The sequence below is a fragment of the Stenotrophomonas sp. AGC87 genome (assembly GCF_057333975.1).
The window spans coordinates 1-23,020 of sequence record NZ_JBHFHW010000008.1 but is presented as its reverse complement, the minus strand read 5'-3'; the positions used below and the strand labels follow the sequence as shown (position 1 = coordinate 23,020).

The 23,020-nt window shown below is 65.1% G+C and carries 20 protein-coding genes, 1 tRNA gene and 1 pseudogene; 15 read left to right on the top strand and 7 right to left on the bottom strand.

Features of this window, described 5'->3' with window-relative positions; translation table 11 throughout:
- Nucleotides 1-46: 46 nt before the first annotated feature.
- A complete protein-coding gene (locus tag ACE026_RS03475; RefSeq protein ID WP_486037865.1) occupies nucleotides 47-1,177 on the bottom strand; it encodes a LysM peptidoglycan-binding domain-containing protein in 1,131 nt (376 codons plus the stop codon).
- A 126-nt stretch (nucleotides 1,178-1,303) separates the two neighbouring features.
- Between ACE026_RS03475 and def the strand changes: the two genes are divergently transcribed.
- The 5 genes from def (at nucleotide 1,304) to ACE026_RS03450 (ending at nucleotide 7,345) form a co-directional block, all read left to right on the top strand.
- Nucleotides 1,304-1,816, top strand: a complete 513-nt coding sequence (gene def / locus ACE026_RS03470; protein ID WP_121040274.1) for a peptide deformylase — start codon at nucleotides 1,304-1,306, stop codon at nucleotides 1,814-1,816.
- A gap of 99 nt (nucleotides 1,817-1,915) precedes the next feature.
- Nucleotides 1,916-2,839 (top strand): methionyl-tRNA formyltransferase, encoded by a 924-nt coding sequence (gene fmt / locus ACE026_RS03465; RefSeq protein WP_486037863.1) that lies wholly within the window; start codon nucleotides 1,916-1,918, stop codon nucleotides 2,837-2,839.
- Between the two features lies 1 nt (nucleotide 2,840).
- Nucleotides 2,841-4,184, top strand: a complete 1,344-nt coding sequence (gene rsmB, locus ACE026_RS03460) for a 16S rRNA (cytosine(967)-C(5))-methyltransferase RsmB (protein WP_486037861.1) — start codon at nucleotides 2,841-2,843, stop codon at nucleotides 4,182-4,184.
- 26 nt (nucleotides 4,185-4,210) lie between these two features.
- Nucleotides 4,211-5,932 (top strand): ArnT family glycosyltransferase, encoded by a 1,722-nt coding sequence (locus tag ACE026_RS03455; protein ID WP_486037859.1) that lies wholly within the window; start codon nucleotides 4,211-4,213, stop codon nucleotides 5,930-5,932.
- Between the two features lie 111 nt (nucleotides 5,933-6,043).
- Nucleotides 6,044-7,345 (top strand): O-antigen ligase family protein, encoded by a 1,302-nt coding sequence (locus ACE026_RS03450; RefSeq protein ID WP_486037857.1) that lies wholly within the window; start codon nucleotides 6,044-6,046, stop codon nucleotides 7,343-7,345.
- Here ACE026_RS03450 and ACE026_RS03445 read toward each other — a convergent pair.
- Nucleotides 7,330-8,148, bottom strand: a complete 819-nt coding sequence (locus ACE026_RS03445; RefSeq protein ID WP_486037855.1) for a glycosyltransferase family 2 protein — start codon at nucleotides 8,146-8,148, stop codon at nucleotides 7,330-7,332. The genes ACE026_RS03450 and ACE026_RS03445 overlap by 16 nt on opposite strands.
- Between ACE026_RS03445 and ACE026_RS03440 the strand changes: the two genes are divergently transcribed.
- A complete protein-coding gene (locus ACE026_RS03440; protein ID WP_486037853.1) occupies nucleotides 8,147-9,205 on the top strand; it encodes a CDP-glycerol glycerophosphotransferase family protein in 1,059 nt (352 codons plus the stop codon). The genes ACE026_RS03445 and ACE026_RS03440 overlap by 2 nt on opposite strands.
- 38 nt (nucleotides 9,206-9,243) lie before the next feature.
- Here the strand turns inward: ACE026_RS03440 and ACE026_RS03435 are convergent, their stop codons facing one another.
- The 4 genes from ACE026_RS03435 to ACE026_RS03420 all read right to left on the bottom strand — a co-directional run bounded on the left by ACE026_RS03435 (nucleotide 9,244) and on the right by ACE026_RS03420 (nucleotide 13,488).
- Nucleotides 9,244-10,761: a PH domain-containing protein gene (locus ACE026_RS03435; RefSeq protein ID WP_486037851.1), complete on the bottom strand. Its 1,518-nt coding sequence runs from the start codon at nucleotides 10,759-10,761 to the stop codon at nucleotides 9,244-9,246.
- Nucleotides 10,758-11,318 carry a PH domain-containing protein gene (locus ACE026_RS03430; protein ID WP_486037849.1) on the bottom strand — a complete coding sequence of 187 codons (561 nt, stop codon included), beginning with the start codon at nucleotides 11,316-11,318 and terminating at the stop codon, nucleotides 10,758-10,760. Before ACE026_RS03430 ends, ACE026_RS03435 begins: the two co-directional genes overlap by 4 nt.
- 50 nt (nucleotides 11,319-11,368) lie before the next feature.
- Nucleotides 11,369-12,481: a GTP cyclohydrolase II RibA gene (gene ribA / locus ACE026_RS03425; RefSeq protein ID WP_486037848.1), complete on the bottom strand. Its 1,113-nt coding sequence runs from the start codon at nucleotides 12,479-12,481 to the stop codon at nucleotides 11,369-11,371.
- 89 nt (nucleotides 12,482-12,570) lie between these two features.
- Nucleotides 12,571-13,488: a lauroyl acyltransferase gene (locus ACE026_RS03420; RefSeq protein WP_486037846.1), complete on the bottom strand. Its 918-nt coding sequence runs from the start codon at nucleotides 13,486-13,488 to the stop codon at nucleotides 12,571-12,573.
- Between the two features lie 86 nt (nucleotides 13,489-13,574).
- Here ACE026_RS03420 and dtd point away from each other — a divergent pair, with 86 nt between their 5' ends.
- From dtd to ACE026_RS03380, 8 genes are all read left to right on the top strand, one after another.
- On the top strand, nucleotides 13,575-14,015 hold the full coding sequence (gene dtd, locus ACE026_RS03415; protein WP_486037844.1) for a D-aminoacyl-tRNA deacylase: 441 nt from the start codon (nucleotides 13,575-13,577) through the stop codon (nucleotides 14,013-14,015).
- Nucleotides 14,016-14,104: 89 nt separating this feature from the next.
- Nucleotides 14,105-15,952, top strand: coding sequence for an RNA polymerase sigma factor RpoD (gene rpoD, locus ACE026_RS03410; protein ID WP_123730073.1), 1,848 nt, complete (start codon nucleotides 14,105-14,107; stop codon nucleotides 15,950-15,952).
- A gap of 284 nt (nucleotides 15,953-16,236) precedes the next feature.
- The gene (gene yjjJ / locus ACE026_RS03405) at nucleotides 16,237-17,637 is read left to right on the top strand and encodes a type II toxin-antitoxin system HipA family toxin YjjJ (RefSeq protein WP_486037842.1); all 1,401 of its coding nucleotides are present in this window, start codon (nucleotides 16,237-16,239) and stop codon (nucleotides 17,635-17,637) included.
- Between the two features lie 56 nt (nucleotides 17,638-17,693).
- A tRNA-Ile gene (locus tag ACE026_RS03400) sits at nucleotides 17,694-17,769 on the top strand.
- 147 nt (nucleotides 17,770-17,916) lie between these two features.
- A complete protein-coding gene (locus ACE026_RS03395) occupies nucleotides 17,917-18,228 on the top strand; it encodes a hypothetical protein (RefSeq protein WP_486037840.1) in 312 nt (103 codons plus the stop codon).
- 274 nt (nucleotides 18,229-18,502) lie between these two features.
- Nucleotides 18,503-19,000 (top strand): DUF4365 domain-containing protein, encoded by a 498-nt coding sequence (locus ACE026_RS03390; protein WP_486037838.1) that lies wholly within the window; start codon nucleotides 18,503-18,505, stop codon nucleotides 18,998-19,000.
- On the top strand, nucleotides 18,997-20,124 hold the full coding sequence (locus ACE026_RS03385; RefSeq protein ID WP_486037837.1) for a hypothetical protein: 1,128 nt from the start codon (nucleotides 18,997-18,999) through the stop codon (nucleotides 20,122-20,124). Before ACE026_RS03390 ends, ACE026_RS03385 begins: the two co-directional genes overlap by 4 nt.
- A 129-nt stretch (nucleotides 20,125-20,253) precedes the next feature.
- Nucleotides 20,254-20,646: a 4-fold beta flower protein gene (locus tag ACE026_RS03380; RefSeq protein ID WP_486037835.1), complete on the top strand. Its 393-nt coding sequence runs from the start codon at nucleotides 20,254-20,256 to the stop codon at nucleotides 20,644-20,646.
- A gap of 414 nt (nucleotides 20,647-21,060) precedes the next feature.
- Here the strand turns inward: ACE026_RS03380 and ACE026_RS03375 are convergent, their stop codons facing one another.
- A complete protein-coding gene (locus ACE026_RS03375) occupies nucleotides 21,061-21,963 on the bottom strand; it encodes a DUF4760 domain-containing protein (protein WP_486037834.1) in 903 nt (300 codons plus the stop codon).
- A gap of 738 nt (nucleotides 21,964-22,701) precedes the next feature.
- Here ACE026_RS03375 and ACE026_RS03370 point away from each other — a divergent pair.
- Nucleotides 22,702-23,020 (top strand): annotated as a pseudogene (locus ACE026_RS03370) (transposase); the annotation flags it as partial.

Below are 23,020 nucleotides of genomic sequence, written 5' to 3'. Positions count from 1 at the left end.
GGCGCCCTAGGGCGCCGTCGCATGGCAGGGTAGGACTCCGCCGCGTTTACTGCTTATCGGGATGCAGCGCCGAATAGCCGACCCGGACCGGCTTCACGCCTTCCATCACCAGCGCGTAGCTGACGTTCTCGAACGTGCGGAAGACCATTGCATGGGCGGCGTACTCGTCCGGCAGGGTGACCCGGCCGGCACCGCTGGTCAGCGAATCGTCCATCCGCGACGAGTTCGGGTAATCCATGCGGTGGGCCACATGGCGGCCCTGGCGCCACAGCGAGAACACGGTGCCGTTGTCGACCCCGTTGGCACTGCCGGCGGAGATCGCGATCACATCGCGCGGGCCGCCGGAGGTGAAGGTGTCGGCGACGGCCAGCACGCGCACGTCCAGATCGACGGCCTGCGGCGCGGGCACATGCGGCACGAACTGCAGGTCGTACGGGCGGGCCTCGACCGGAACCAGGCGGTCACCGGCGCGGACTTCACGGCCGTCCACCTGGCCCTGCAGCACCAGCGAGGTCACCTCGACACTGCCGCTCTGCACACGGCTCACCGTACCGACGTTGATCTGGGCCAGTTCGTAGCCCAGCGTCTGGTGCCGCTTGCTCGGCACGATGAACGTCTTCCAGAGGTTGCCGCTGCCGGGTGTGGTATCGCCGCGGGCATCGAGGTCTTCGGTCGGCTTGGGCAGGGCGTACTGCACCGTCGGGCGGACCACCGCGTAGCGCTGGCCGACCTGGGCGTTCTCCAGGCCGCGCACATAGGCAGTCTGGCCGGTGGTGGCGCGCAGGCGGTTTTCTTCCAGATTGACCACGTAGGGCAGCGACTTGACCTCGTCGACCACGCTCAGCTGCTTCAGGAAGGGCTCCACCTGCTCCAGCGGGACGCCGTTGATCGGGGCCTCCTGGCGTGGGCCGGGCTGGGCCACGACGCGGTCCAGATAGGCCAGGCTGAGCACGTCACCCGGGTAGATCAGGTGCGGATTCTTGACCTGCGGGTTGGCCTGCCAGATCTCCGGCCACAGCCAGGGCTTCTGCAGGAAACGCGCCGAGATGTCCCACAGCGTGTCCCCTTTGCGCACGACATAGGTATCCGGGTGCCCGCCATTCATTTCCACGGCGGTAGCATAGGTAGCGACGGTCAGCATCGCCACGGCGACGACCGTACGAGTTCGTTCAAACATAGATGTGGTGCCTGATTCCCCAACAGGTTCGCGCACTATAGTCCAGAAACCGGGGCGCGGGGCAAGCGTTGGCGATAGAATCGCCCTGTACGCCGCTTCGACCGGCGCCCCCTACCGGTATTTGCCATGGCCCTCCTGCCCATTCTCGAATTTCCCGATCCGCGCCTGCGTACCAAGGCTGCGTTGATCGATGCTGCCGACGTGACCACGCCGGCGTTCCAGACCCTGATCGATGACATGTTCCACACCATGTATGACGCCCCGGGCATCGGCCTGGCCGCCAGCCAAGTGGATGTGCACAAGCGCTTCATGGTGATCGACGTCAGTGAAGAGAAGGACACCCCGATGGTGTTCATCAATCCTGAGATCGTCGCCAACGAAGGCGGCCAGGTCTATCAGGAAGGCTGCCTGTCGGTGCCGGGCATCTTTGCCGACGTCACCCGCGCCAACCAGATCACCGTGCGTTACCTGGACCGTCACGGCGTGGCCCAGGAACTGACCACCGACGGCGTGCTCGCTGTCTGCGTGCAGCACGAGATGGACCACCTGGACGGCAAGCTGTTCATTGATTACCTCTCGCCGCTCAAGCGCGAGATGGTGCGCAAGAAGCTGGCCAAGCAGCGCAAGCACGTTGCCTGAGGTGATTGCAGCGACCGCCGCGCGGGATGACCGCGCGATGTGTCCTGTCGCGCGGCGCCGCACATCGGCGCCGTTTTACGTTCTGTTAGTGGGGTCGCCATGAAGATTGTCTTTGCCGGTACGCCGGCGTTCGCCGTGTCCTCGCTGCGTGCCGCAGCCCGCCACCATGAAGTGGTCGCGGTGTACACGCAGCCCGATCGCCCCGCTGGCCGTGGCCGTGGCCTGGCCCCGTCGCCGGTCAAGCTGGAAGCGATCGCACGTGGCATCCCGGTGTTTCAGCCGGAGAGCCTCAAGACCCCCGAAGCCCAGCAGCAGCTGCGCGACCTGGCGCCGGACCTGATGGTGGTGGTGGCCTATGGGCTGATCCTGCCCAAGGCGGTGCTGACCATTCCAACCCACGGCTGCTGGAACGTGCACGCCTCGCTGCTGCCACGCTGGCGCGGTGCCGCGCCGATCCAGCGTGCGATCCAGGCGGGCGATACCGAAACCGGTGTGTGCCTGATGCAGATGGACGCCGGGCTGGATACCGGCCCGGTCCTGCTCAAGCAGCACATCGCGATCGGCGCCAACGACACCGGCGGTCAGCTGCACGACCGCCTGGCGGCGTTGGGTGAGCAGGTGCTGTCCGATGGCCTGGGCCTGCTGCGGGCCGGCATCAAGCCGATCGCGCAGCCGCAGCCCGAGGCCGGCGTGACCTATGCGCACAAGCTGGACAAGGCCGAAGCCCGTCTGGACTGGGCGCAGGACGCCCACGTGCTGGCACGCACCGTACGTGCGTTCAATCCGTGGCCGATCGCCGAGGCCATGTTGGCCGGCGAACGCGTCCGCATCCATGGCGCGATCGCGCTGGATGACAACCAGGGTAAGGCCCCGGGCACGCTGCTGGCCGCCTCGCGCGACGGCATCGACATCGCCTGCGGGCAGGGTGCGCTGCGCCTGCGTGTGCTGCAGCGTGAGGGCGGCAAGGCGATCACCGCCGCCGACTACCTCAATGCCCGTCGCGACCTCGGCATGGGTGCCTGACATGACCAACGCGCGTTCCGGCAAGCCTGCAGGCCCCTACACCGCCCATACCGCCCCCGGCGTGCCCACCCGCGTGCTGGCCGCGCGCGTGCTGGCCCAGGTGATCGGCCGCGGCCGTTCGCTCAAGGCCGAACTGGCCACCGCGTTGCCGACCCTGGACGACAGCCGCGACCGCGCGCTGCTGGAGGCGCTGTGCTTTGCCGTGCTGCGTCGCCGTGCGGCCTATGACGCGGCGCTCGCCCAGTGGATGCCGCGGCCGCTGAGCGTGCGCGAAGACGAACTGCGCGCGCTGCTGCTGGTCGGCTTCGCCCAGCTGGACGCACTGGAGCTGCCGGCGCACGCCGCGCTCTCGGCCACGGTCGACGCTGCACGTGCGATGGGCCGTGATCGCCAGGCCGGCATGGTCAATGCACTGCTGCGCCGCGCCCAGCGCGAAGGCATTCCGCCGCTGCCCGCGCGCGATGCCTTCCCGCTGTGGATGGCCGAGAAGATCGAACAGGATTGGCCGGACGAGGCCGACGCGGTGTTCACCGCGAGCCTGCAGGCTGCGCCGCTGTGGTTGCGGGTCAACCGCCAGCACAGCAGTCGTGAGGCGATGCTGCAGCAGTTGGCGGCAGCCGGTATCGAGGCGGAGGCATCGAGCGTGGGTGCCGATGCGATCCGTCTGCCGGTGCCGGTCGCGGTCTCCGCACTGCCCGGGTTCGCCGATGGCGCGCTGTCGGTGCAGGATCTGTCTGCCCAGCAGGTGGCCGATGCGCTGGCGCCGCGCCCGGGTTCGCGGGTGCTTGATGCCTGCGCCGCACCGGGCGGCAAGGCTGCCCATCTGCTGGAGCGCGATCCGACCCTGCACCTGCTGGCGTTGGACATCGATGCGCGCCGGCTCAAGCGCATCAGCGAAACATTCACACGCACCGGCGTGGGCCAGAACGCGAAGGTGCTGGCGGGCGATGCGACCGATCCGGCCAGCTGGTGGGACGGGCAGCTGTTCGACACCATCCTGCTGGATGCCCCCTGTTCGGCCACCGGCATCATCCGCCGCCAGCCGGATGTGTTGGCGCATCGCCGCGCGACCGACATCGAGGCGCTGATGGCCCTGCAGGCACGCCTGCTGGATGCCTGCTGGACGATGCTCACCCCGGGCGGAACCCTGCTGTATGCGACATGTTCGATCCTGCGCGATGAAAACCAGTTCCAGGTCGAAGCCTTCCTTCAGCGCACCCGGGATGCGGGCTTCCTGCCGCTGGGCGAGGCGTATGGCCACGATTCCTGGGCCGGGCGCCAGCGCCTGCCGGGTGAGAACGGTGCTGACGGCTTCTTCTATGCGCGTCTGCTAAAGAAGGGTTGATCCGAACCCGGCTAGAATTCCGCCCCATGCTAAAAAACCGCGCATCCCGAGAGTTCTGGCTGCTTGCCCTGATGGCCCTGCTCGTTCTGGGGGCTGGCCTGGGCATGCGTGATCCGTGGCCGTCCGATGAGCCACGCTTTGCGCTGGTCGCCAAGCAGATGGTGGAGAGCGGCGACTGGCTGTTCCCGCATCGCGGCACCGAGCTGTATTCGGACAAGCCGCCGATGCTGATGTGGTCGCAGGCGACGTTGTACACGCTGATCGGCGATTGGCGCGTAGCGTTCCTGTTGCCCTCGCTGCTGGCCGCGCTGGGCACACTGGCCTGCGTGTATGACCTGGGCCGCCGCCTGTGGACGCGGCGGGTCGGGCTGTACGCCGCCTGGGCGCTGCTGTTTGCGCTGCACTTTACTTTCCAGTCCAAGAAAGCCCAGATCGATCCGCTGGTGGTGTTCTTCATCACCCTGGCCAACTACGGCCTGCTGCGGCATCTGCTCAGTGGCCCTGCGTGGCGATGGTGGTGGCTGGGCTGGTTCGCCGCCGGGCTGGGGGTGATCACCAAGGGCGTGGGCGTCATCGCGTTGCTGATGATCGTGCCGGCCGCCGTGGCCTCCGTGCTGGGCTGGCCGCGGGTCAAACTGCACATTCGCGACTGGCGGTTCTGGGCCGGGCCGCTGGCGTTTCTGCTGGCGATCGCCCTGTGGCTGGTTCCCATGGTGGTGACCGCGCTGGGCAGCGGCTCGACCGAGTACCGCGCCTATCTGGATGACATCCTGTTCCGGCAGACCGCCAAGCGCTACGCGCAATCCTGGGATCACCACCAGCCGTGGTGGTACTTCCTGGGCACGATGCCGTCGATGTGGATCCCGGCCTTCCTGGCGATTCCCTGGGCGATCCCGGCCTGGCGCCGGCGCCTGCAGCGGCGCGATGCGCGCTACCTGCTGCCGCTGGTGTGGTGGTTGTTGATCGTGCTGTTTTTCTCGATCCCCAACGGCAAGCGTGACGTCTATATCCTGCCGGCGCTGCCGATGTTCTGCCTGGCGCTGGCACCGCTGCTGCCGGGGTTGCTGCGCAAGCGCGCCTTCCAGTGGCTGCTGGGCGGCTTCGTGGCGCTGCTGGCGCTGGGTCTGCTCGGGATCGGCATCTCGATGCTGCTGGGGCAGCCGGGCTTCGAGCGCAAACTGATTCTGGATCGCGGCATCGACACCGCGGTGACCTCCGGCCTGGGCTGGGTCGCGGTCGCGTTGGGCTGCTGGGCCGTGCTCACCCTGTGCATCGCCGGCGTGCGCCGCTTCCATCTGGCCGTCGTGGCGACGCTGACCATGGCCTGGGTGGCGTTCGGGCTGATCGGCTACCCGCTGTTCAATGACTCCAGTTCCGCTCGCGGCCTGATGCTGCAGGTCGGTCAACGCATCGGCCCGGAGGCCGAACTGGGTCTGGTCGCCTGGAAAGAACAGAACCTGCTGATGGCCGACCGCGACGCCGCCACCTTCGGGTTCAACCGGCGCTGGGACCGGCAACTCGCCGACGGGGTCGCCTGGCAGGCCGCACAGCCGCAGCAGCGTTGGCTGCTGGTCCAGGAGGACGCGCTGCTGGCCTGCGTGGACCGCACCAGCGCCGAACTGGCCGGGGTCGCCAACCGCCGCCGTTGGTGGTTGGTAAGGCCGGGCGACATCCACGGCCCGTGTGTGGCCAGTGCCGACGAACAGGCGCGCGAACGCGCGCTGCACCGGATCGACGGCGATGAGTGAATTCTGTAATGCTGGCCGCCTCCTCGGGCGGGTACCGCAGGTCCGTGGGCGCCGGTCGCGTCCAGTGCAATCACGGGCGTGCGTGCCTGCGTGTGGCAATCGAGGTTGGCAATGACGTTCACCGCTGCATCCGAGCCGGCCACGCCCGTTTCCCTGCCGCCGCTGCAGGGGCGTGCCGGTGTGGCCCATTGGATCGCCACCGTGGGCCTGTTCTGCATGCCCGCGCTGGTGCTGACCCTGCCCCAGAACCTGTTGCCCTACGGCATCCTGTTGCTGGTGAGCACGCTGCTGGCGCCGGATTACCTGTGGCGCGCGCGTGGCCTGGCCGGGCGGCCGGTGAAGGCCCTGACCTGGCTGGTGGTGGTCGCGATTGCCTTTGCATTGCTCTCGATCCATCTGTTCGAGCAGGGCCTGCGCGACATCGACAACCGCTCACGGTTCGTGGTGATCCCGTGGATCGCCCTGTGGGTGTGTGCACTGCGGCCGGACATCCGCTGGCTGTGGGGCGGGGCGCTGGCCGGCCTGCTCGGCACCATGGTGCTGTCGATCCTGCAGGTGGCCGGCGGCGCGCCACGCGCTGATCTGAGCACCAATGCGATCGTGCTGGCCGACATCGTGCTGGTGCTGATGGTGCTGCTGGTGTTCTGCCGGCCGCACCAGCGTTGGACCTGGGTGATCGTGGGCATGGTTGCCGGTTGTGTGACCATCGTGCTCAGCGGCAGCCGCGGCGTCTGGCTGGCGCTGCTGGCACTGCTGGTGGTGATGGCGATGAGCCTGCGCTGGCGCACCGGCCGCGCGCGCCTGGGCGTGCTGCTGGCGCTGGTGGCGATCGCCGGCACCTTGACCCTCACCATCCCGAGCCTGCGCGAGCAGGTCCGCCTGACCGAGCTCAAGCACGACGTGGTGCGGATGGAGCGCGGTGACAGCGACTCCTCCGCCGGCGCGCGCGTGGAGCGGCTGCAGGTGGCCTATGAAACCTTCCTCGATCACCCGCTGACCGGCGTGGGGATCGGCCATTTCGACAGCGCCATGCAGCGCCTGCCGGTGTGCCGGGATGATCCGAGTGAGCAGCGTTGCCATCTGGGCCACGCGCACAACGATCTGGCCGAGTGGGCCGCGACCCAGGGCGCGCCGGGCCTGCTGTTGCTGCTGGCCATCTACGGCGTGCCGCTATGGGTGTTCACCGGCCTGCACCGGCGCAGCGGTGAGCAGACCTTCCGTGGTCCGGCGGCCGCCGGGATCATGGTGGTGGTGACCTATGTGCTGTGCGGGATCACCCAGTCGATGTTCGCGCATCAGATCACGGCCAGCTTCTACGTCACCATCGTCGGCCTGCTGGCCGGGCTGTCGATCGTCCAGGGGTACACGCGGCGCCTGGCGCTGGCGCGGGCCAGGGCTCAGGCGCCTGGCTGATCCCGCGGCGGGTCGGTGACCGGCTGCCCGTTCTGCAGCATCCACAACATGATGGTCTTCTGCCGCACGTAGTTGGCGCGCACGTAGGCGTAGACCAGGCCGTGCCAGCCATCGCGGAAGCCGCCGCGCAGCAGCAGCCCACGCCAAAACCGCCACGCCGGGGCCAGGATCAGCTTGGGCAGGGTGGCGCGCTTGCCGCGCGCGAACTCGTGCTCGGCCATCATCCGCGCGTAGCGCTGGGTCTTGAGCAACTGCTGCTCCAGCGAGCGGTAGGGGTAATGGATCAGGTCGCCGCGCAGGGTACCCACCGCGCCATCGACGCTGGCCGCCTCATGGATCTCACGCTTGCCGCGCCAGCCGCCATGGCGGCGGTCGAACAGGCGCAGCACCCGGTCCGGGTAGGCATTGCCATGCTTCAGGAACTTGCCGAAGTACTCGGAGAGCCGTGCGAACCGGTAGCCATGGTGACCGGCGAAGCCGTTGGCCTGGGCGGACAGGATCGCCTCGCGCAGGGTGTCGCTGATGCGCTCGTCGGCGTCCAGGCACAGCACCCAGTCATGCGCGGCCTGCTCGACGCAGAACGCCTTCTGGCTGCGGAAGCCATCGAACGGGCGTTGCAGCACCCGCGCCCCGGCGGCCGTCGCGATCGCCACGGTGGCATCGGTGGATTGCGAGTCCACGACGACGATCTCGTCGCAGAAGGCCAGCGAGGCCAGACAATCGCCGATGCGGTCGGCTTCATTGAACGCGATAATGCAGGCCGAAATGCGAGGCCGTTCAGTGGGAGCGGTCGAGGAGGACATGATGGCCGAGTACCTGCTGTTTGCGACGGAGCGTTATGCGCTGCCCATTCTCGCCCCTCTGGCGCAGGCGTTGCACGCATCCGGTCAATCGGTGTCGGCCTGGTTCGCCGATGGCGCCGCCGGGGCGTCGCTGCCCCGCGTGCCCAACGTCGGCCTGAAAGAGGCGCTGGCACTACGCCCGCGCGCGGTGTTCAGCGCCGCCAACTGGGTGCCGCCGTTCATCGCCGGGGCCAAGGTGCAGGTTTTCCACGGCTTCAACGTGCAGAAGCGCGACAGTGCCCGCGGCCACTTCCGGGTGCGCGGTCTGTTCGATCTGTATTGCACCCAGGGCCCGGCCACGACCACCCCGTTCCGCGAGCTGGCCGCGCGCGAGGGCCACTTCGCCGTGGCCGAGACCGGCTGGCCCAAGCTCGATCCGCTGTTCCGCGATGACGGTGGCTTGAGCGCGGGATTGCGCGTGCCGGCACAGGGCCGCCCGGTGATCCTGTTCGGCTCGACCTTCACCGAGCGGCTGAGCGCCGCGCCGCATCTGTACGAGCAGATCGCGGCCGATATCGCCCGCGGCGAGCACTACTGGCTGCTGACCCTGCACCCCAAGTGCGCCCCGGAGCTGTTCGAGCGCTACCGCGCGCTGGCCGGTACGCATGCGCGCTTCATCGAGCCGGAACAGGTGATGGCCGCCCAGCGCGCCGCCGATGTGCTGGTCTCGGATACTTCCTCGATCGTCTCCGAGTTCATCGTGCAGCACAAACCGGTGGTGACCTTCCGCAACCGGGTTCCGCAGCCGCACATGATCGATTTCGACGATGCCACGCAGCTGCCGGCGATGCTGGCCCAGGCGTTGGATCCAGCGCCCGCCCTGATGGCCGAGATCCGCCGGTACGCGGACACCATCCATCCGTTCCGCGATGGGTACTCCTCCGAGCGGGTGATCGCTGCCACCGAGGATTTCCTGTCCGGTGAACTCGGCACGCTCAAGCGCAAGCCGTTCGGTGCGTGGACCCGTGGCCTGCAGATCCGCAAGGATCTCGGGTATTGGGGGCCAGCGAAGCGGTAGCGTCACCAGGTAGATCCACGCCATGCGTGGATGCGCTCCTACCAGCGCAGGCGACGCTTCGCCAACGCGCGGCCCAACTGTTCGTACACCGCACGCGCCTCCGCTTCCGGCAGGTAGTGCAGCACCAGCGGCGTACCCATGCCTGCGCCGGCGGTATCCAGCCACACGCTGGCCGTGCCCAGCCGACGGTCCAGCGGCGAGCGGGTCAGGCGCAGCGCCTGCAGCTTGTCCAGCTCTGCAAATCGCCACCAGCGCTGCCACCAGCCGCCACGCACGGCGACGTAGGCGTCATCCAGGTGGTAGCCGATGCGGGCCATCTGCCGGTGCGCGCGGAATGCCGACCACGGCAACCACAGCAGCACCAGCGCGCCCCACGGACCGCCGTACCAGATCGCGCCTGCGGTCAGCAGCGGCACAACGCACAGCGCGCCCAGGCACAGCCGCCACCAGCCGCGCTTCTGCACCGGCTGCCAGCGCGCCGGCGGCCACTGCAGGTGTGGCAGCAGATGCTGGACCAGCCCATCGCAGACGGCCGGCGTCGCCAGTGGCGCCAGCTCGCGCAGGTCGCGGCGCTCGCCTTCGCCGGGGTTGCCTGCAGCAATATCGATACGCAGTTGCCGGCGCTGGAGCCAGCGCTGCAGCGCGCTCTCGCGCAATGTCCACGCCTGGATCCGGCGCCGCGCCACGCTGGTGCGCATGCGGGTCAGCAAGCCGCTGGCCACGGTCAGCCGACGCTCGTGCTCACTGAGCCGGAAGCCGTAGTAACGCAGCAGCGCGAGCACCACCGACAACACCCGCAGCATGACCCAGAAGCCCACCACGGCGACCACCGCGGCCATCGCCCACAGCCACATTCCGGGGTGCAGGTGGCTGGCATACCCGAAGGCCTGGCGGCCGCCGGCTTCGATGACATCGGAGACGCTGCCACGCGGGAACAACTGCACCATCGCGCCCAGCACTGCCACCACCACGACCCAGCCGCGGTTGGAGAGCAGGCCGATACGGACCACCTCGCCCGGGCTCAAGGCGAGCAGCACATCCTCGGCCGGTTCGGGCGCAGCGGCGTCGCCCTCGGCCGTGGCCGGCACTGCCTGGCCACGCTGGCGCACCAGGCGCTCCAGTGCCAGTGCCTGATCGAGTTTGAGCACCCGAAATTCCGCTTCGGGGCGATGGCCACCGGCCGATTCCAGCTTCAGTTCGGCTACGCCGAACAGGCGGTGCAGCGGGTTCTGGTGGACCACCACGTTGTGGATGCGGGCGAAGGGAATCTCGCGGCGATTGCGCGCGAAAACACCACTGCGCACCGTGATCGCGCTCGTGCCGATCCGGTAGCGATAGGTGAGGTACTGCAGCACCGAATACGCGACCAGCACGACCACGGCGATCACTGGGCCGAGTGACAGCCACAGCTCATCGCGGTCGCCGCGCTGGCCGAACACCACCAGTGCGATCAGCGGTACCAGACCCTGGCGCAACTGCATCAGCAGCACGAACAGCCACGACCAGGGATGCAGCCGCTGCTCCGGCGCGGCATCAAGCGGCGACGGGGTACTCACAGCGCGTCGTCGTCCTGGTCCAGCTGATGCGCCAGGGTGTCGCGCAGGCGCTCGGCATCGGCGCTGTCCAGCCCACTGAGCGTGACTGCACTGAAGCGGCTGCCGGCGGTATGCACGACCAGCGTGCTCAAGCCGGCGCTGCGTTCGATCGGCCCACGGCGCAGATCCAGGTGCTGCACGCGCGAAGTCGGTACACGGGTTTCGTTCTGCCAGAGCAGGTCGCGGCGCAAGCCCAGGCCTTGGGCATCCAGCCGCCAATAGGTGCGGCACTGGCGGCGGAACGCGAGGGCCGCACCGATCAGCGCGCCGAGCACGACCATGCCGGCCGCGCCCCACCAGCGGCCCGGAAGATCAAAGACCACCCAGAGCGTGCCGAACACGCCGCCGATCATCAGTGCGCCAGCGATCGCACCACCGAACGCGGCCAGCGAGGCCGAACGCAGCGGCATCGCCTGCCAGTCGGGGGCAGGCGGCAACGGCGGCAGAGGCGGCGGCACGGGAGTGTCGAGGAGATCGGACAAGGCAGGGCGCTCGGCTGGGAAACGGGCCGGGCGCATGCGTACAGGTGCAACCGCCCGTGGCGCAGACGGTAGCAGGTTGCCGTGGGCTATTGCGCGGCCTGAATCAGCGCGTCGACATCGAGCAGATGACCGGCGCGTTCGGCCTTGGTGCGCAGGTACTGCTCGTTCTCGGCGGTGATGTCGCCGGTCACCGGCACGCAGTCGACCACGTCGATGCCGGCATTGCGCAGGCGCTGGGCCTTGGTCGGGTTGTTGCTGAGCAGCTGCACGCGGCTCACGCCCAGGCCCTGCAGCATCGCCACGGCACTGCCGTAGCGGCGCTCATCGGCACCGAAGCCGAGCTGGGCATCGGCATCAATCGTGTCCAGGCCATCGTGCTGGTACCCGTAGGCGCGCATCTTCGCGGCGATGCCGGTGCCGCGGCCTTCCTGGTCCAGATACAGCAGCACGCCGCCGCCAAGCTCTTTGAGCTTGCGCAGGCCGCGCCGCAGCTGGTCGCCGCAGTCGCACTTGAGCGAACCGAACAGATCGCCGGTCAGGCAGGAGGAATGCACGCGAACCGGCACCACGGCGGACAGATCCGGGGTGCCCACGATGATCGCGACCTGGTCACGCTGGGCCACCCCGCCGCGGAACACCGCGAATTCGGTCATGCCGACCTCGCGCAGCGGCACCGGCGAGCGGGCCACCAGTTCATATGCGTGCGCGGCCTGCTCGGCGCCCTGGCTGAGATCGCACAGTGAGACCTGCGCGCAGTCGTCGAAGCGGCGGTCATTGGCGGTCAGCAGCACGCCGACCATCGCCGGCAACAGCAGGCCGAGGCGGGCGATTTCCACCGCACCGTCGTCCAGCGCTTCGCCACCGGTCCAGCCCGGCGGCATCGCCCCCGGGTCGCGCAGGTAGCTCAGTGAGGGCAGGGCATCGAAGTCGATGCCGGCCAGCGGTACGCGCGCGCCACGTTCGGCACTTACCCCGAGCACGCGGGCGCGGGTGGCGGTGAGGAACAGGTAGTGCCGGTCGTCCGCGGCCGCGGCAAAGGCGCTGAAGCTGGTGCGGGTGCTGCTGTCCAGCGCGATGAAAGCCAGGCGCTGGCCGTGGCCATCGTCGATCACCACCGGGCGGCCGGCACGCAGTTCGGCCACCGCGCGCTCGCAGCGGATCGCGGCCGGATCGCCGAACAGGGAAGAAGCAGAGGACATGTCAGGGGCCGTGGGGGACATCGTGGTTTCCACAGTGGGGACGGATCGCGGCGATTCAATCGCACCAAGGGCGCGACGCTGCGTCGCAGTCAGTGCGGATGGTCCTCGGTGGCATACGGATCGTCTTCACCGCTCTGCAGTGGGCGCAGCGTATAGCGCTTGTAGGTCCACTGATACTGCGCTGGATCGCGCCGGGCGATGCGCTCGATGCCGGCATTGAGGGCGGTGGCCGCGGTGCGCGGGTCGGGATCGGCCACGGCGGGCGGGGTCGCTTCAATATGCAGGGCGAACTCCATGCCCGGGCCGATCCGCTCGCACCAGCCGTACAGCACGGTCGCGCCGGTGCGCTCGGCCAGGCGGTTGACCAGGGTCATGGTCAGCGCCTCCACCCCGAAGAACGGCGCGAACACCCCGTCGCCGGCCTTGGGCTGCTGGTCGGGCAGGATGCCGGTGGCGCCGCCGTCCTTGAGCACCTTGAACAACTGGCGCACGGCCGGGCCTTCGGCGCGCACCTGCTGCACGTTGTCGCCGCCGCGGACCAGCTGCAGGAAGGCATCGCCCACCGCTTCATCCGGCGCCTTGTAGACGATCGCGATCGGCCCGCGCGAGGCCAGCCACTGATTCAGCAGCTCCCAGTTGCCGTAATGCGGCGCGGCCACGATCACGCCCTTGCCGGCGGCCAGGGCCGCGTCGTACAGCGCCTCCCCGTGGCGCTCGGTCAGGCGGGCCAGGTTGCGTTCGCGCGGCTGGGTCCACAGGCGCAGGGTCTCGATGGCCTGCAGCGCGGTCGAGCGCAGCACCTCGCGGTGGAGCACGGTGCGCTCGGCCTCGCCCATCTCGGGGTAGGCCAGCTCGAGGTTGCGACGGGTGACGCGGCTCTCACGGGCATTGAGACGGATCCACAGCCAGGCCAGGACGGATGCGAAGGCACGCAGCCAGGACCAGGGCAGGCGGGTGAACAGGGCAGCGGCGCGGTAGGCCAGGCGGGCAGTGGTGTGCGGTTTCATCACGGCAAAGTCTAGCCGCTGGCGGCCAGCCTGTCGGCGCGCGGGCGCGTTAAGGTAGGCCGCCTTCAGTTAGCGGAGCCCTGTCCATGCTTGTCCTGATCCAGCGCGTCAGCGAAGCCGGCGTCCGTGTGGAGGAGGCCGTTGTCGGTCAGATCGGCCCCGGCCTGCTGGCCCTGGTGGGCATGGAGCCGGGCGATACCGAGGCCCAGATTGCCCGGATGGCCGATCGCCTGCTTGGTTACCGTGTCTTTGCCGATGAGACCGGAAAAATGAACCGGTCGCTGCGTGATACCGGCGGCGGATTGCTGCTGGTCAGCCAATTCACCCTGGCGGCCGACACATCCAGCGGGATGCGGCCGGGCTTCAGTACCGCCGCGCCGCCGGCGGAGGCTGAACGCGGATTCAACCGACTGGTCGAGATCTGCAGGCAAAAACACGCTTCGGGGGTGGAAACCGGCCAGTTTGGTGCCCATATGGTTGTCAGCCTGGTCAATGATGGTCCAGTGACCTTCCTGCTCAGACCCTAGCCCCGGGACCACCGCCCGGGAACGCGGGGCGCCGGGCTGGTATAATGCTAGGTTCTATTCCCTCTCCCAGCCGGTGGCGCGAGCACTACATGGCCAACGAACGTCCTGCCCAGCAAAACGACATCAAGCTTCTGATCAGCAAGGGCCTGGAACAGGGCTACCTGACCTACGCCGAAGTCAATGACCATCTGCCCGACGACATCGTCGACCCGGAGCAGATCGAAGATATCATCGGCATGATCAACGGCATGGGCATTGATGTCCATGAAGTTGCGCCCGATGCAGAAACCCTGTTGCTCAACGATGGCAACACCGGCAACCGCGAAGTCGATGACACCGCGGCCGAAGAAGCCGCCGCCGCGCTGAGCGCGCTCGACACCGAAGGTGGCCGCACCACCGACCCGGTGCGCATGTACATGCGCGAAATGGGTACCGTCGAGCTGCTGACCCGCGAAGGCGAAATCGCCATCGCCAAGCGCATCGAAGAAGGTCTGGGCCAGGTCCAGGCTGCACTCGGTACCTTCCCGGTATCGGTGGAATCGCTGCTGGCCGACTACGACGCGCACAAGGAAGGCAAGAAGCGCCTGGCCGAAGTGATCGTCGGCTTCAACGACCTGGTCGAAGAAGTCCCGGCCCCGGCCGTGGCCGAAGACACCAGTGACGACGCTGACGACGACGCCGATGAAGAAGATGACGGCGACGACGTCGAGGAAGAGGCCGGCCCGACCGGTCCGGATCCGGAAGAAGTCGCACGCCGCATGCAGGCCCTGAGCGATGCGTACACCGCGTTCAAGAAGGCCGCTGCCAAGGGCGACCGCAAGCCGCTGGCCAAGTTGCGCGACGACATGGCCGCCGTGTTCGTGACCCTGAAGCTGCCGTTGCCGCTGACCGATGTGCTGGTCAAGCAGCTGCGCGACGTCATGGCCTCGATCAAGTCCCACGAACGCCGCGTGCTGAACCTGGCGACCGTGACCGCGCGCATGCCGCGCAAGGACTTCATCCGCTCGTGGGAAGGCAACCAGACCAACCTGGAGTGGGTGGAAGACGCACTGAAGCGCAAGCAGAAGTGGTCCTCGGCTCTGCGTGACGTGAAGGATCAGATCATCTCCGAGCAGCAGGCGACGATCGACATCGAGAAGACCACCTGGCTGGAACTGGACGAGCTGAAGGAAATCAGCCGCGCCATGGCCTACGGTGAAGCGCGTGCGCGCAAGGCCAAGAAGGAAATGGTCGAAGCCAACCTGCGCCTGGTCATCTCGATCGCCAAGAAGTACACCAACCGCGGCCTGCAGTTCCTCGATCTGATCCAGGAAGGCAACATCGGCCTGATGAAGGCCGTGGACAAGTTCGAATACCGCCGTGGTTACAAGTTCTCCACGTATGCGACCTGGTGGATCCGCCAGGCCATCACCCGTTCGATCGCCGATCAGGCGCGCACCATCCGTATTCCGGTGCACATGATCGAAACGATCAACAAGTTGAACCGCATTTCCCGTCAGATGCTCCAGCAGTACGGCCGCGAGGCTACGCCGGAGGAGCTGGCCAAGGAAATGGACATGCCGGAAGACAAGATCCGCAAGGTGATGAAGATCGCCAAGGAGCCGATCTCGATGGAAACCCCGATCGGCGACGACGAGGATTCCCATCTGGGCGACTTCATCGAGGACACCAACGTGGAGTCCCCGATCGAGAACACCACCAACATCAACTTGTCTGAAACCGTGCGCGACGTGCTGGCCGGCCTCACCCCGAGGGAAGCCAAGGTGCTGCGCATGCGCTTCGGCATCGACATGAACACTGACCACACCCTTGAGGAAGTGGGCAAGCAGTTCGACGTCACCCGCGAGCGCATCCGCCAGATCGAAGCCAAGGCGCTGCGCAAGCTGCGTCACCCGAGCCGGTCCGAGCAGCTGCGCAGCTTCCTGGATATCGATTGATCGATACCGGCGCATCGCGTTGAAACCCGACAGACCCCGCGCAAGCGGGGTTTGTTTTTTGGGGCGGGTGGCGGCGCAGCGGATGGAGCGGATGTTCGAGGGGTGGGGATCGCCAGGCTGATCGTGTGATTTCGTTGTGTGTTTCGTAACTTAATTACGGATGTGTTTTCGTTGTTCTCCGGGGTGATGTTATTTTAATCAATGGCTTGTGAGTTTAATGGGGTTGCGGTTCGCCGAAGACTGGCGTATAGATTCGTAACTTAACTCGTCCCGAAAATCAGGCCATGGCCCGTCCCCGTACCGTCCAGCTCCAGTCGCTGTTCGACAACCTGCCTGCTGGCGAGGTCGTCCCAGCTGCCGATCTCGTCGATCGCCTGGGGGTTACCCGGACAACGTTGAGTCGTCTTGTCGCCGAGGCCGGGGACCGCGTGGTGCGACTTGGGCGCACCCGCGCCACGGCCTATGCCGTCCGCCAGCAGACCGCCACGGGCAGCGAGTGGCCGCTGTTCCGGCTGCGCCCGGACGCCACCCTTGAAGAGCTGGGCACGGTCGTGGCACTCACGGGCGAGACCTTCCACGTGGCGACCACCGCCGCACGCCCCAATCTGACCCGTTCGCCAGACGAGACCGTCGATGGCCACTTCCCGGGGCTGCCGTGGTACCTGGACGACCTGCGGCCACAGGGTTTTCTCGGGCGTACGTTCGCGCATCGTCGCGGGCGTGACCTGGGCGTCCCCGACGCCCTCAATCGATGGCAATTGGGTGACACCCTGCAGGCGCTGGTGCGTGCAGGCGGCACCGAGATCGGTGATCTCCTGCTGGGCGGCGATGCCGTGCAGATGGCGTTGCGCGCGCTCGATGCGCCTGGCGATCATGTCCTGGCCGGGCAGCGCGCACGTCGTTATCCCGAGCGCGCGGCGGCGGCACTTGAAGGCGAAGACGTCGGATCGTCGCCTGGTGGCGAGCAACCGAAGTTCACTGCCACGGTGGAACATGAGGGAGGGCGCTATGCGGCGCTGGTGAAGTTCGCGCAGCCCGCCGCAGGCGAGGCCGCCGAACGCTGGGCGGACCTGCTGGTCTGCGAGCACCTGGCCCTGCAGTGCCTGCGCGACGCGAGTGTGCCGGCAGCGGCGTCCGAGATCCTCCAGACCGACACGCACACGTTCCTGGAGGTGCAGCGCTTCGACCGCACCGTCGACGTGCTCGGCCGGCGCGGCTTTGTCTCGCTGCTTGCGCTGTCCTCGGCCTTCGTCGGTGACGTGACCGTGGACTGGGGGACGGCTGCCGATACGCTGCTGACGCAGGGCTGGGTCGATCGCGACGCGCACGCCGCCATGGGCAGGCTGCACGCGTTCGGCCGGCTGATCGGCAACAGCGACATGCATCAGGGCAATCTGGGTTTCCACCTGGTTGATCGCGGCCCGCTACCGTTGGCGCCCGCGTATGACATGCTGCCGATGTCGCTGGCACCCTCGCGCACAGGGGTGCTGCGTGTGGCTACGCCGCTTGCCTCCATCGCGCCGGAGCGCAGCGGCCAGCTCGCGCACCTGCACTGGGCAGCGCCGCTGGCGGTGGACTACTGGCAACGTGTGGCCGGTTCGGCGCTGCTGCGCTCGAGCGTGCTGCGTGAGCTGGCGGGGGAGAACGCGCGCCGGGTGCAGGAAATGGGGCGGCGCTTCGGCTGATGTGAGGATTGCAGTGGAAAGCGCCTGCGGGCCTCCACTACACTGTGCGGCCGCAAGGGCCTATAGCTCAACGGTTAGAGCAGAGGACTCATAATCCTTTGGTTCCAGGTTCGAATCCTGGTGGGCCCACCACATTGAAGCCCACTGGGGTCCGGCGATATCCGCATCTGCAGCTAAGACGCTAGAAATATGGCGATTCACCGTCCATCGGCGTCCAGAGGCATCCGCTTGCATCCGGCACCTTTGTCCAGCCCAACCGTCCCGAGCCGGAGACCACCCGTGACTGACGACCAAGAGCCAATCTCTACTGTAGATACGAATAGCTCCATGGAGGGCTGGGACGGGGTCACCTACGTGATCTTCGCTGCCGAGTGGCAGTGCTTGCCTGAGGACTATCAAGGCCGCCTAGAAGTGGCGCGACAGGCCATAGGGGATCCGCTGAGAGCCTTCGACTTCCACGACCCAGCCTGCCCTAGGATCGATGGCGGGGACTGCTGCGCCTGCGGCCTGGTGAGCATCTTCACGAACGACCGGTGGGTGGCATACGTGGACATGTTCCACGCGTTGCAGAGTGTTGATTCGATCCACTAAATCCCCCTGCATTAGCATTCGAGAGGCCAGACTGCGCCGTCACGTGGGATGGTGGGACTCGCCCGTCAAATTCCCTGCATCCAGCTGACGGATCACCTGCAAACTCCGCCACTGCTTGCACGGAAAGTACACGCACTTAGGGATTCCTTAGACAGCCATCCGCATCCTTGGAGGCGAGGTGTGGGGTCCGCTTCCAAGTCTATACAAGGCTAGTCGATGGCCTCGGACCCCGGCTATGATCGTAAGACGGAGTCGGGGAAGACAGGTGGGCGCCATGGATCCAGAAATTCAAAAGGAACAGTTCCAACGAGCTTTCGTAGGTGCCCTAGCTGCCCACGCAGGACTTAATCCTGGGCAGGACGCCGTAGATGATGACAGTGTCGATCTCCGGTTGAAGGCGAAGGGGATCGAAGGTGGAATCTTGCGCAACCCGCAAATCGAGTTCCAGCTGAAGTGCACGTACAGAGATCTGGTCAAAGGCGATAAGCTTGCCTACTCGCTTGGCATAAAGAACTACAACGACTTGCGTGCAGAGGACTTGCTGTGCCCCCGCTACCTGGTTTTGCTGGTGGTTCCCCGTGAAACGGATAAGTGGCTAGGTCATTCCGAAGATTGCCTGACGCTGTACCACGAGTGCTATTGGATGTCCCTCAAGGGTCTTCCCGAAAAAACAACGCAGAATGTAATGGTCCATTTGCCTATCAAAAATCGTCTGCGAACATCAACGCTAGAGGAGATGATCAGGGCGGCCTCTAGGAGCGAATCCCTATGACTAGTTCGCAGACCGAAAAACTTGGTTTTGGGGCGGAAGAGCTGGTTGTCTACCTAGTCCAAAAGGGGTGGACGAAAGACGCTGTTCTGGAGGGCCGAGCTTCCATTTGGCACCGAATCAATGATGAGCTTTCGGAGATAAGCGTTCCGGTTCCTAACTTGCGTGACTACTGCGCGCGGATGCTAGACGCACTGGCTGATCTTCAGGAATTTGAACAGCGTGATCGCGAGAGCATTCGAAGGGACATCGTAAATGCGGGCGCGGGCCTGTTGACGGTCCGGGTTAAGGGGGAAGATACCGCTGAAGGACTCATTCCCTTGCGGGACGGAATCGTCCTCGTGCAAAAGGCGAAAGACCTACTCGTGGCAGCAGCCATGTCGCTGCCTACTAAGAAGAGGCACTTCCAAGGCAAGTTAGCTGACGAGATGCGCGCCTACATCGACTCAGTGCAGTTAGGACAGACCGAGTTCGGTAGCTATGTCATCAACGTTGTCGCACCAGCTAAGGAGTTCGAACTTTCAAAAGCGGGTACTGATGAAGGAATCGCGAGCGTGCTCTTTCAAAACCTAGCTGCAGGAGTGGAAGCACTTCACGCTGCTACAGGTTCTTCAGAGGGAGAGAGTTTGCGTAATACAGTTCTTCTCGAGCAAGCTGTGATGGCTGGGGCAAGCATCAACATGTGTGATTCCCTATTAGGATTCAGTGGGCAATCAAGATCGCGCAGCTTCGAATTGTCCTTGTCCGTTCCGCAAGGCGGTCTCTTCCCCAGACGCAGTTCCTCTTTCTCCTTCGACAAGGATCGGATCGCTGGGCTTCAGGCCGCCATCGAGTATTTTAAGGATGACTACGTGTTGAGAAATAGGGACATTGAGGGGTTTGTAAAGCACCTTTCACGCCCAACCCAAGACGAAGACGGAAAGGTCACGTTGGAATCGCTGATTGATGGTGTCGAGAGATCCGTAAGCATCGAACTGGGTCCCAGCGACTACCACATCGGGATATCGGCTCATGAAAACAAGCGGATGGTCCGCTGCACCGGTGACCTTCATGTAAAACCAAGAGGATCAGTCCTTTTAAACCCTACCAACTTTGGATTCGTAAACCCTGGAGAGACGCTTTTGTAAGATGCGCATTCGGGCGTGTGAACCGTTCGCAGACGGTTCGGAAACCGTTCGTAGCGGCATGGGGCCTCGTGACGTCACCGTTACGTAACGCGTTACGCCACTTGTAACGCTGCAAGCTGGGCTTGTCAGATGGAGAACGTAGATATGGTTGTGACGCTGTACGGGTCTGATGGTCGCCACTTCGGATGGATGCTGGATGGGTACGTATTTGATGCTGAATATCAGCCGCTCGCCTTCCCTGAAGGTGACGATCTGTACTCTTACCCCGAGTGTCGCTGGCTAGGAACCTACGACAATCTCGCAGTGCATGACCGAGACGGCCGAGTGGTTGCGATTTCTCCGGGTCATCACCCCCTGCGCGTTAATCCCTCCAGGCTTGGGCGTCTGCCGCCAAGAATTAAGCCTTCGCCTTCACCCCTTCCTGAGGAACATAGGCGCGCAGTCGACTTAGAGGCTGCTTCACATGCAAAACAGTGGGTCGGGTTGAGCTTGGCGGAGTGGCTCGGGCAGCAGGACTCTTGATTCGTTGAGGAGAGTCAGTTGTCCGGACCGAGGCACGCATCGGCGAGAAGGCCATCGTGATCGAGCAGACCATCACCCTTGAGAGGCACTACAGCGATGCGGACTGAACTGTGGGATTAATTCGACGAACTGGTCAGCTCCAGCCCACGGCTGCTGGCGAGGGTCACGGCACACAACGCGCACGGGACCAGCAGCCTGACGACGTATGACGGGGCGCAGATGCGGGCGATCGGCATCTTGGGTGGCACCATTCCCTACAACGCGTGGTGCGCGGTGGTCATGTTGTGGAGCCTGCGCCCAATCTTCCGCTGATGGATCTGGCGGTGTAGTCCGTTGAAAGCGAGGTGGCGAAGGACGCAATCGCCACCCCGTGTTCAGTAATTTAATTGCTGCGCCTGCATCAGACTTTTCTGATTATTCGCGTGAGCCCAGCTTTCGCTTCCTTATTGCGGACTTGTGCTCTTCAATGTGGTGTGCCCAGTCGCGAGCGATGATCTCCAAGTGCTCAAAGGCGAGTTCTTGCCCTCGGCCGATTGCTGGAGCTCGGATGTAGTCGACGAGCTTCTTGGCTCTGTTGAACCTTCCAATCACCACTTCGCTGATCGTGTCCATCAGAAGATCGCAGTCCAGGTCATTCGATCTGACACCGGCCGCCATGAACTCGTAGAAGTTGAGTACGTACCTCAACGCCACGATGGCCTGGGCTTTCTCAATGGAAGCAGGGTCAGGCGTCGTTCCAGCTTTCGCTGCCTCATCTCGAAGTCGCTTCACAGTACCCGGCGCAAAATAAGTGACGTAATCCTCTGGGATTTCATCAAGTGACGATGGGAAGTGTTCCGAGACAATTAGGCTTCGATTGAGATACTCGGCGCTCTTCTGCATCTCCATAACGAGTGCAAACGACGTGTTCGTGCGCTGGGTCTTCGCGGAGAACTGGTAGTGCACATACCAGCCGAGGCCGGCTGCAACGATTGCGGTCAGGACCGGAACAACGTTGAGGATGCGATCGTAGGATTCGCCCGCATCGTCAGGCAGCCATCGGAAATACCAATAGAAAAACGTGGAGATAGCGGCTAAAAGCCAGACCGCCGTCCATACGCAAACGGTGGGAACTGACTTGTGCCCATGCCTGGCTGCCTGCAGAACAGCTGGAGCGAGGAAAAGCGTCCCACAAGCGAAGCTGGCGATGACTAGGATGACTGTCGTCTTCAGCGCAAATGCACCGCTGAAGGCTAGCGTGAGCAGAACAACGAGAAGTAGAAGGGAGAACCAGCTCCACTTCGGCACACATTTCAAATCCGTGAAGATACGTTCCATATTTCCCCCTGAATAGAACAAAAGGCCCCTTGAGGGGGCCTTTTGGTTGGACGATTCCTTGTGTCTCTCTTAGTCTTCTACGCCAGTGTTCATGCGCATGCTCCCAGCGGTGGGTTGTTCGGGTACATGCATTCTATACGACCTATGTGTTGCGTTCGTCAATGTTGGCTAACTTTAGTGTTGCATTGATGGGGCCTAAAGTTTGTCGCAAAGCTGACGATAGCGTTCGTTAAGTTGTTGAAATAAAAGGCGTATTTGACGATTTCCTTTGCACGCCAGCATAGCGCCGACAGCCTTGCGGAGGTCGTTCAGTTTGGGGACGGGCGCCAGTACCCTCTGGGGAGGGACTTCACGTACTTGGCGGCCAGTCGCAGGATTCGAGATCCTGGCCCGTATCCTGCGGCCATGCTCCCGCCCTGCAACTTCACCGGCTTCATGATCGCACCTCGCCCCACGGGCTGGGTGCAGGACGGCGAGCGCTGGGCCTTGTGGCGGAACGGCCGGGAGATCGCCGCAGTGCAGCCAGATGCCAAAGGCGTCCGGGTCCGCCTGTCCTGCAGGAAGCTGTGGGAAGACAAGGAGGTCCGAGCAGCTAGCATCGCCCAGGGTAAGCGCTAGGCCGAGCGGTGGTGTGCCGCTCGGGTAATGGAAGGCGTGCCACTGAAGGACGCTGTAGCGCGGCTGGTGGCGACGTCCCCCCGAGATTGAGTAGCGAAGCGGTTTGGAGTCCAATCCTCAATGACAAGGAGATTGGACGTGAAGAAGCGCTTTTCCGAAGAGCAGATCATCGGCTTCCTACGCGAAGCTGAGGCCGGCATGCCCATTAAGGACCTCTGCCGCCAGCACGGCTTCAGCGAGGCCTCGTACTACCTGTGGCGCAGCAAGTTCGGCGGCATGAGCGTGCCCGACGCCAAGCGGCTCAAGGACCTGGAGGCGGAGAACACACGCCTGAAGAAGCTACTGGCAGAACAGGTCTTCGAGAACGACGTCATCAAGGATGCGTTGCGAAAAAAGTGGTGACCGCACCGGCGCGCAGGCTGCTGGTGCGGAGCATGGT

Coding starts and splice junctions, on each gene's coding strand:
- def (WP_121040274.1), top strand. CDS start 1,304: ATGGCCCTCCTGCCCATTCTCGAATTTCCCGATCCGCGCCTGCGTACC.
- ACE026_RS03440 (WP_486037853.1), top strand. CDS start 8,147: ATGATGGCCGAGTACCTGCTGTTTGCGACGGAGCGTTATGCGCTGCCC.
- ACE026_RS03375 (WP_486037834.1), bottom strand. CDS start 21,963: ATGGAACGTATCTTCACGGATTTGAAATGTGTGCCGAAGTGGAGCTGG.
- ACE026_RS03475 (WP_486037865.1), bottom strand. CDS start 1,177: ATGTTTGAACGAACTCGTACGGTCGTCGCCGTGGCGATGCTGACCGTC.
- ACE026_RS03430 (WP_486037849.1), bottom strand. CDS start 11,318: ATGCGCCCGGCCCGTTTCCCAGCCGAGCGCCCTGCCTTGTCCGATCTC.
- ACE026_RS03390 (WP_486037838.1), top strand. CDS start 18,503: ATGGATCCAGAAATTCAAAAGGAACAGTTCCAACGAGCTTTCGTAGGT.
- rpoD (WP_123730073.1), top strand. CDS start 14,105: ATGGCCAACGAACGTCCTGCCCAGCAAAACGACATCAAGCTTCTGATC.
- fmt (WP_486037863.1), top strand. CDS start 1,916: ATGAAGATTGTCTTTGCCGGTACGCCGGCGTTCGCCGTGTCCTCGCTG.
- ACE026_RS03420 (WP_486037846.1), bottom strand. CDS start 13,488: ATGAAACCGCACACCACTGCCCGCCTGGCCTACCGCGCCGCTGCCCTG.
- ribA (WP_486037848.1), bottom strand. CDS start 12,481: ATGTCCTCTGCTTCTTCCCTGTTCGGCGATCCGGCCGCGATCCGCTGC.
- dtd (WP_486037844.1), top strand. CDS start 13,575: ATGCTTGTCCTGATCCAGCGCGTCAGCGAAGCCGGCGTCCGTGTGGAG.
- ACE026_RS03380 (WP_486037835.1), top strand. CDS start 20,254: ATGGAGAACGTAGATATGGTTGTGACGCTGTACGGGTCTGATGGTCGC.
- ACE026_RS03445 (WP_486037855.1), bottom strand. CDS start 8,148: ATGTCCTCCTCGACCGCTCCCACTGAACGGCCTCGCATTTCGGCCTGC.
- ACE026_RS03450 (WP_486037857.1), top strand. CDS start 6,044: ATGACGTTCACCGCTGCATCCGAGCCGGCCACGCCCGTTTCCCTGCCG.
- yjjJ (WP_486037842.1), top strand. CDS start 16,237: ATGGCCCGTCCCCGTACCGTCCAGCTCCAGTCGCTGTTCGACAACCTG.
- ACE026_RS03455 (WP_486037859.1), top strand. CDS start 4,211: ATGCTAAAAAACCGCGCATCCCGAGAGTTCTGGCTGCTTGCCCTGATG.
- ACE026_RS03385 (WP_486037837.1), top strand. CDS start 18,997: ATGACTAGTTCGCAGACCGAAAAACTTGGTTTTGGGGCGGAAGAGCTG.
- rsmB (WP_486037861.1), top strand. CDS start 2,841: ATGACCAACGCGCGTTCCGGCAAGCCTGCAGGCCCCTACACCGCCCAT.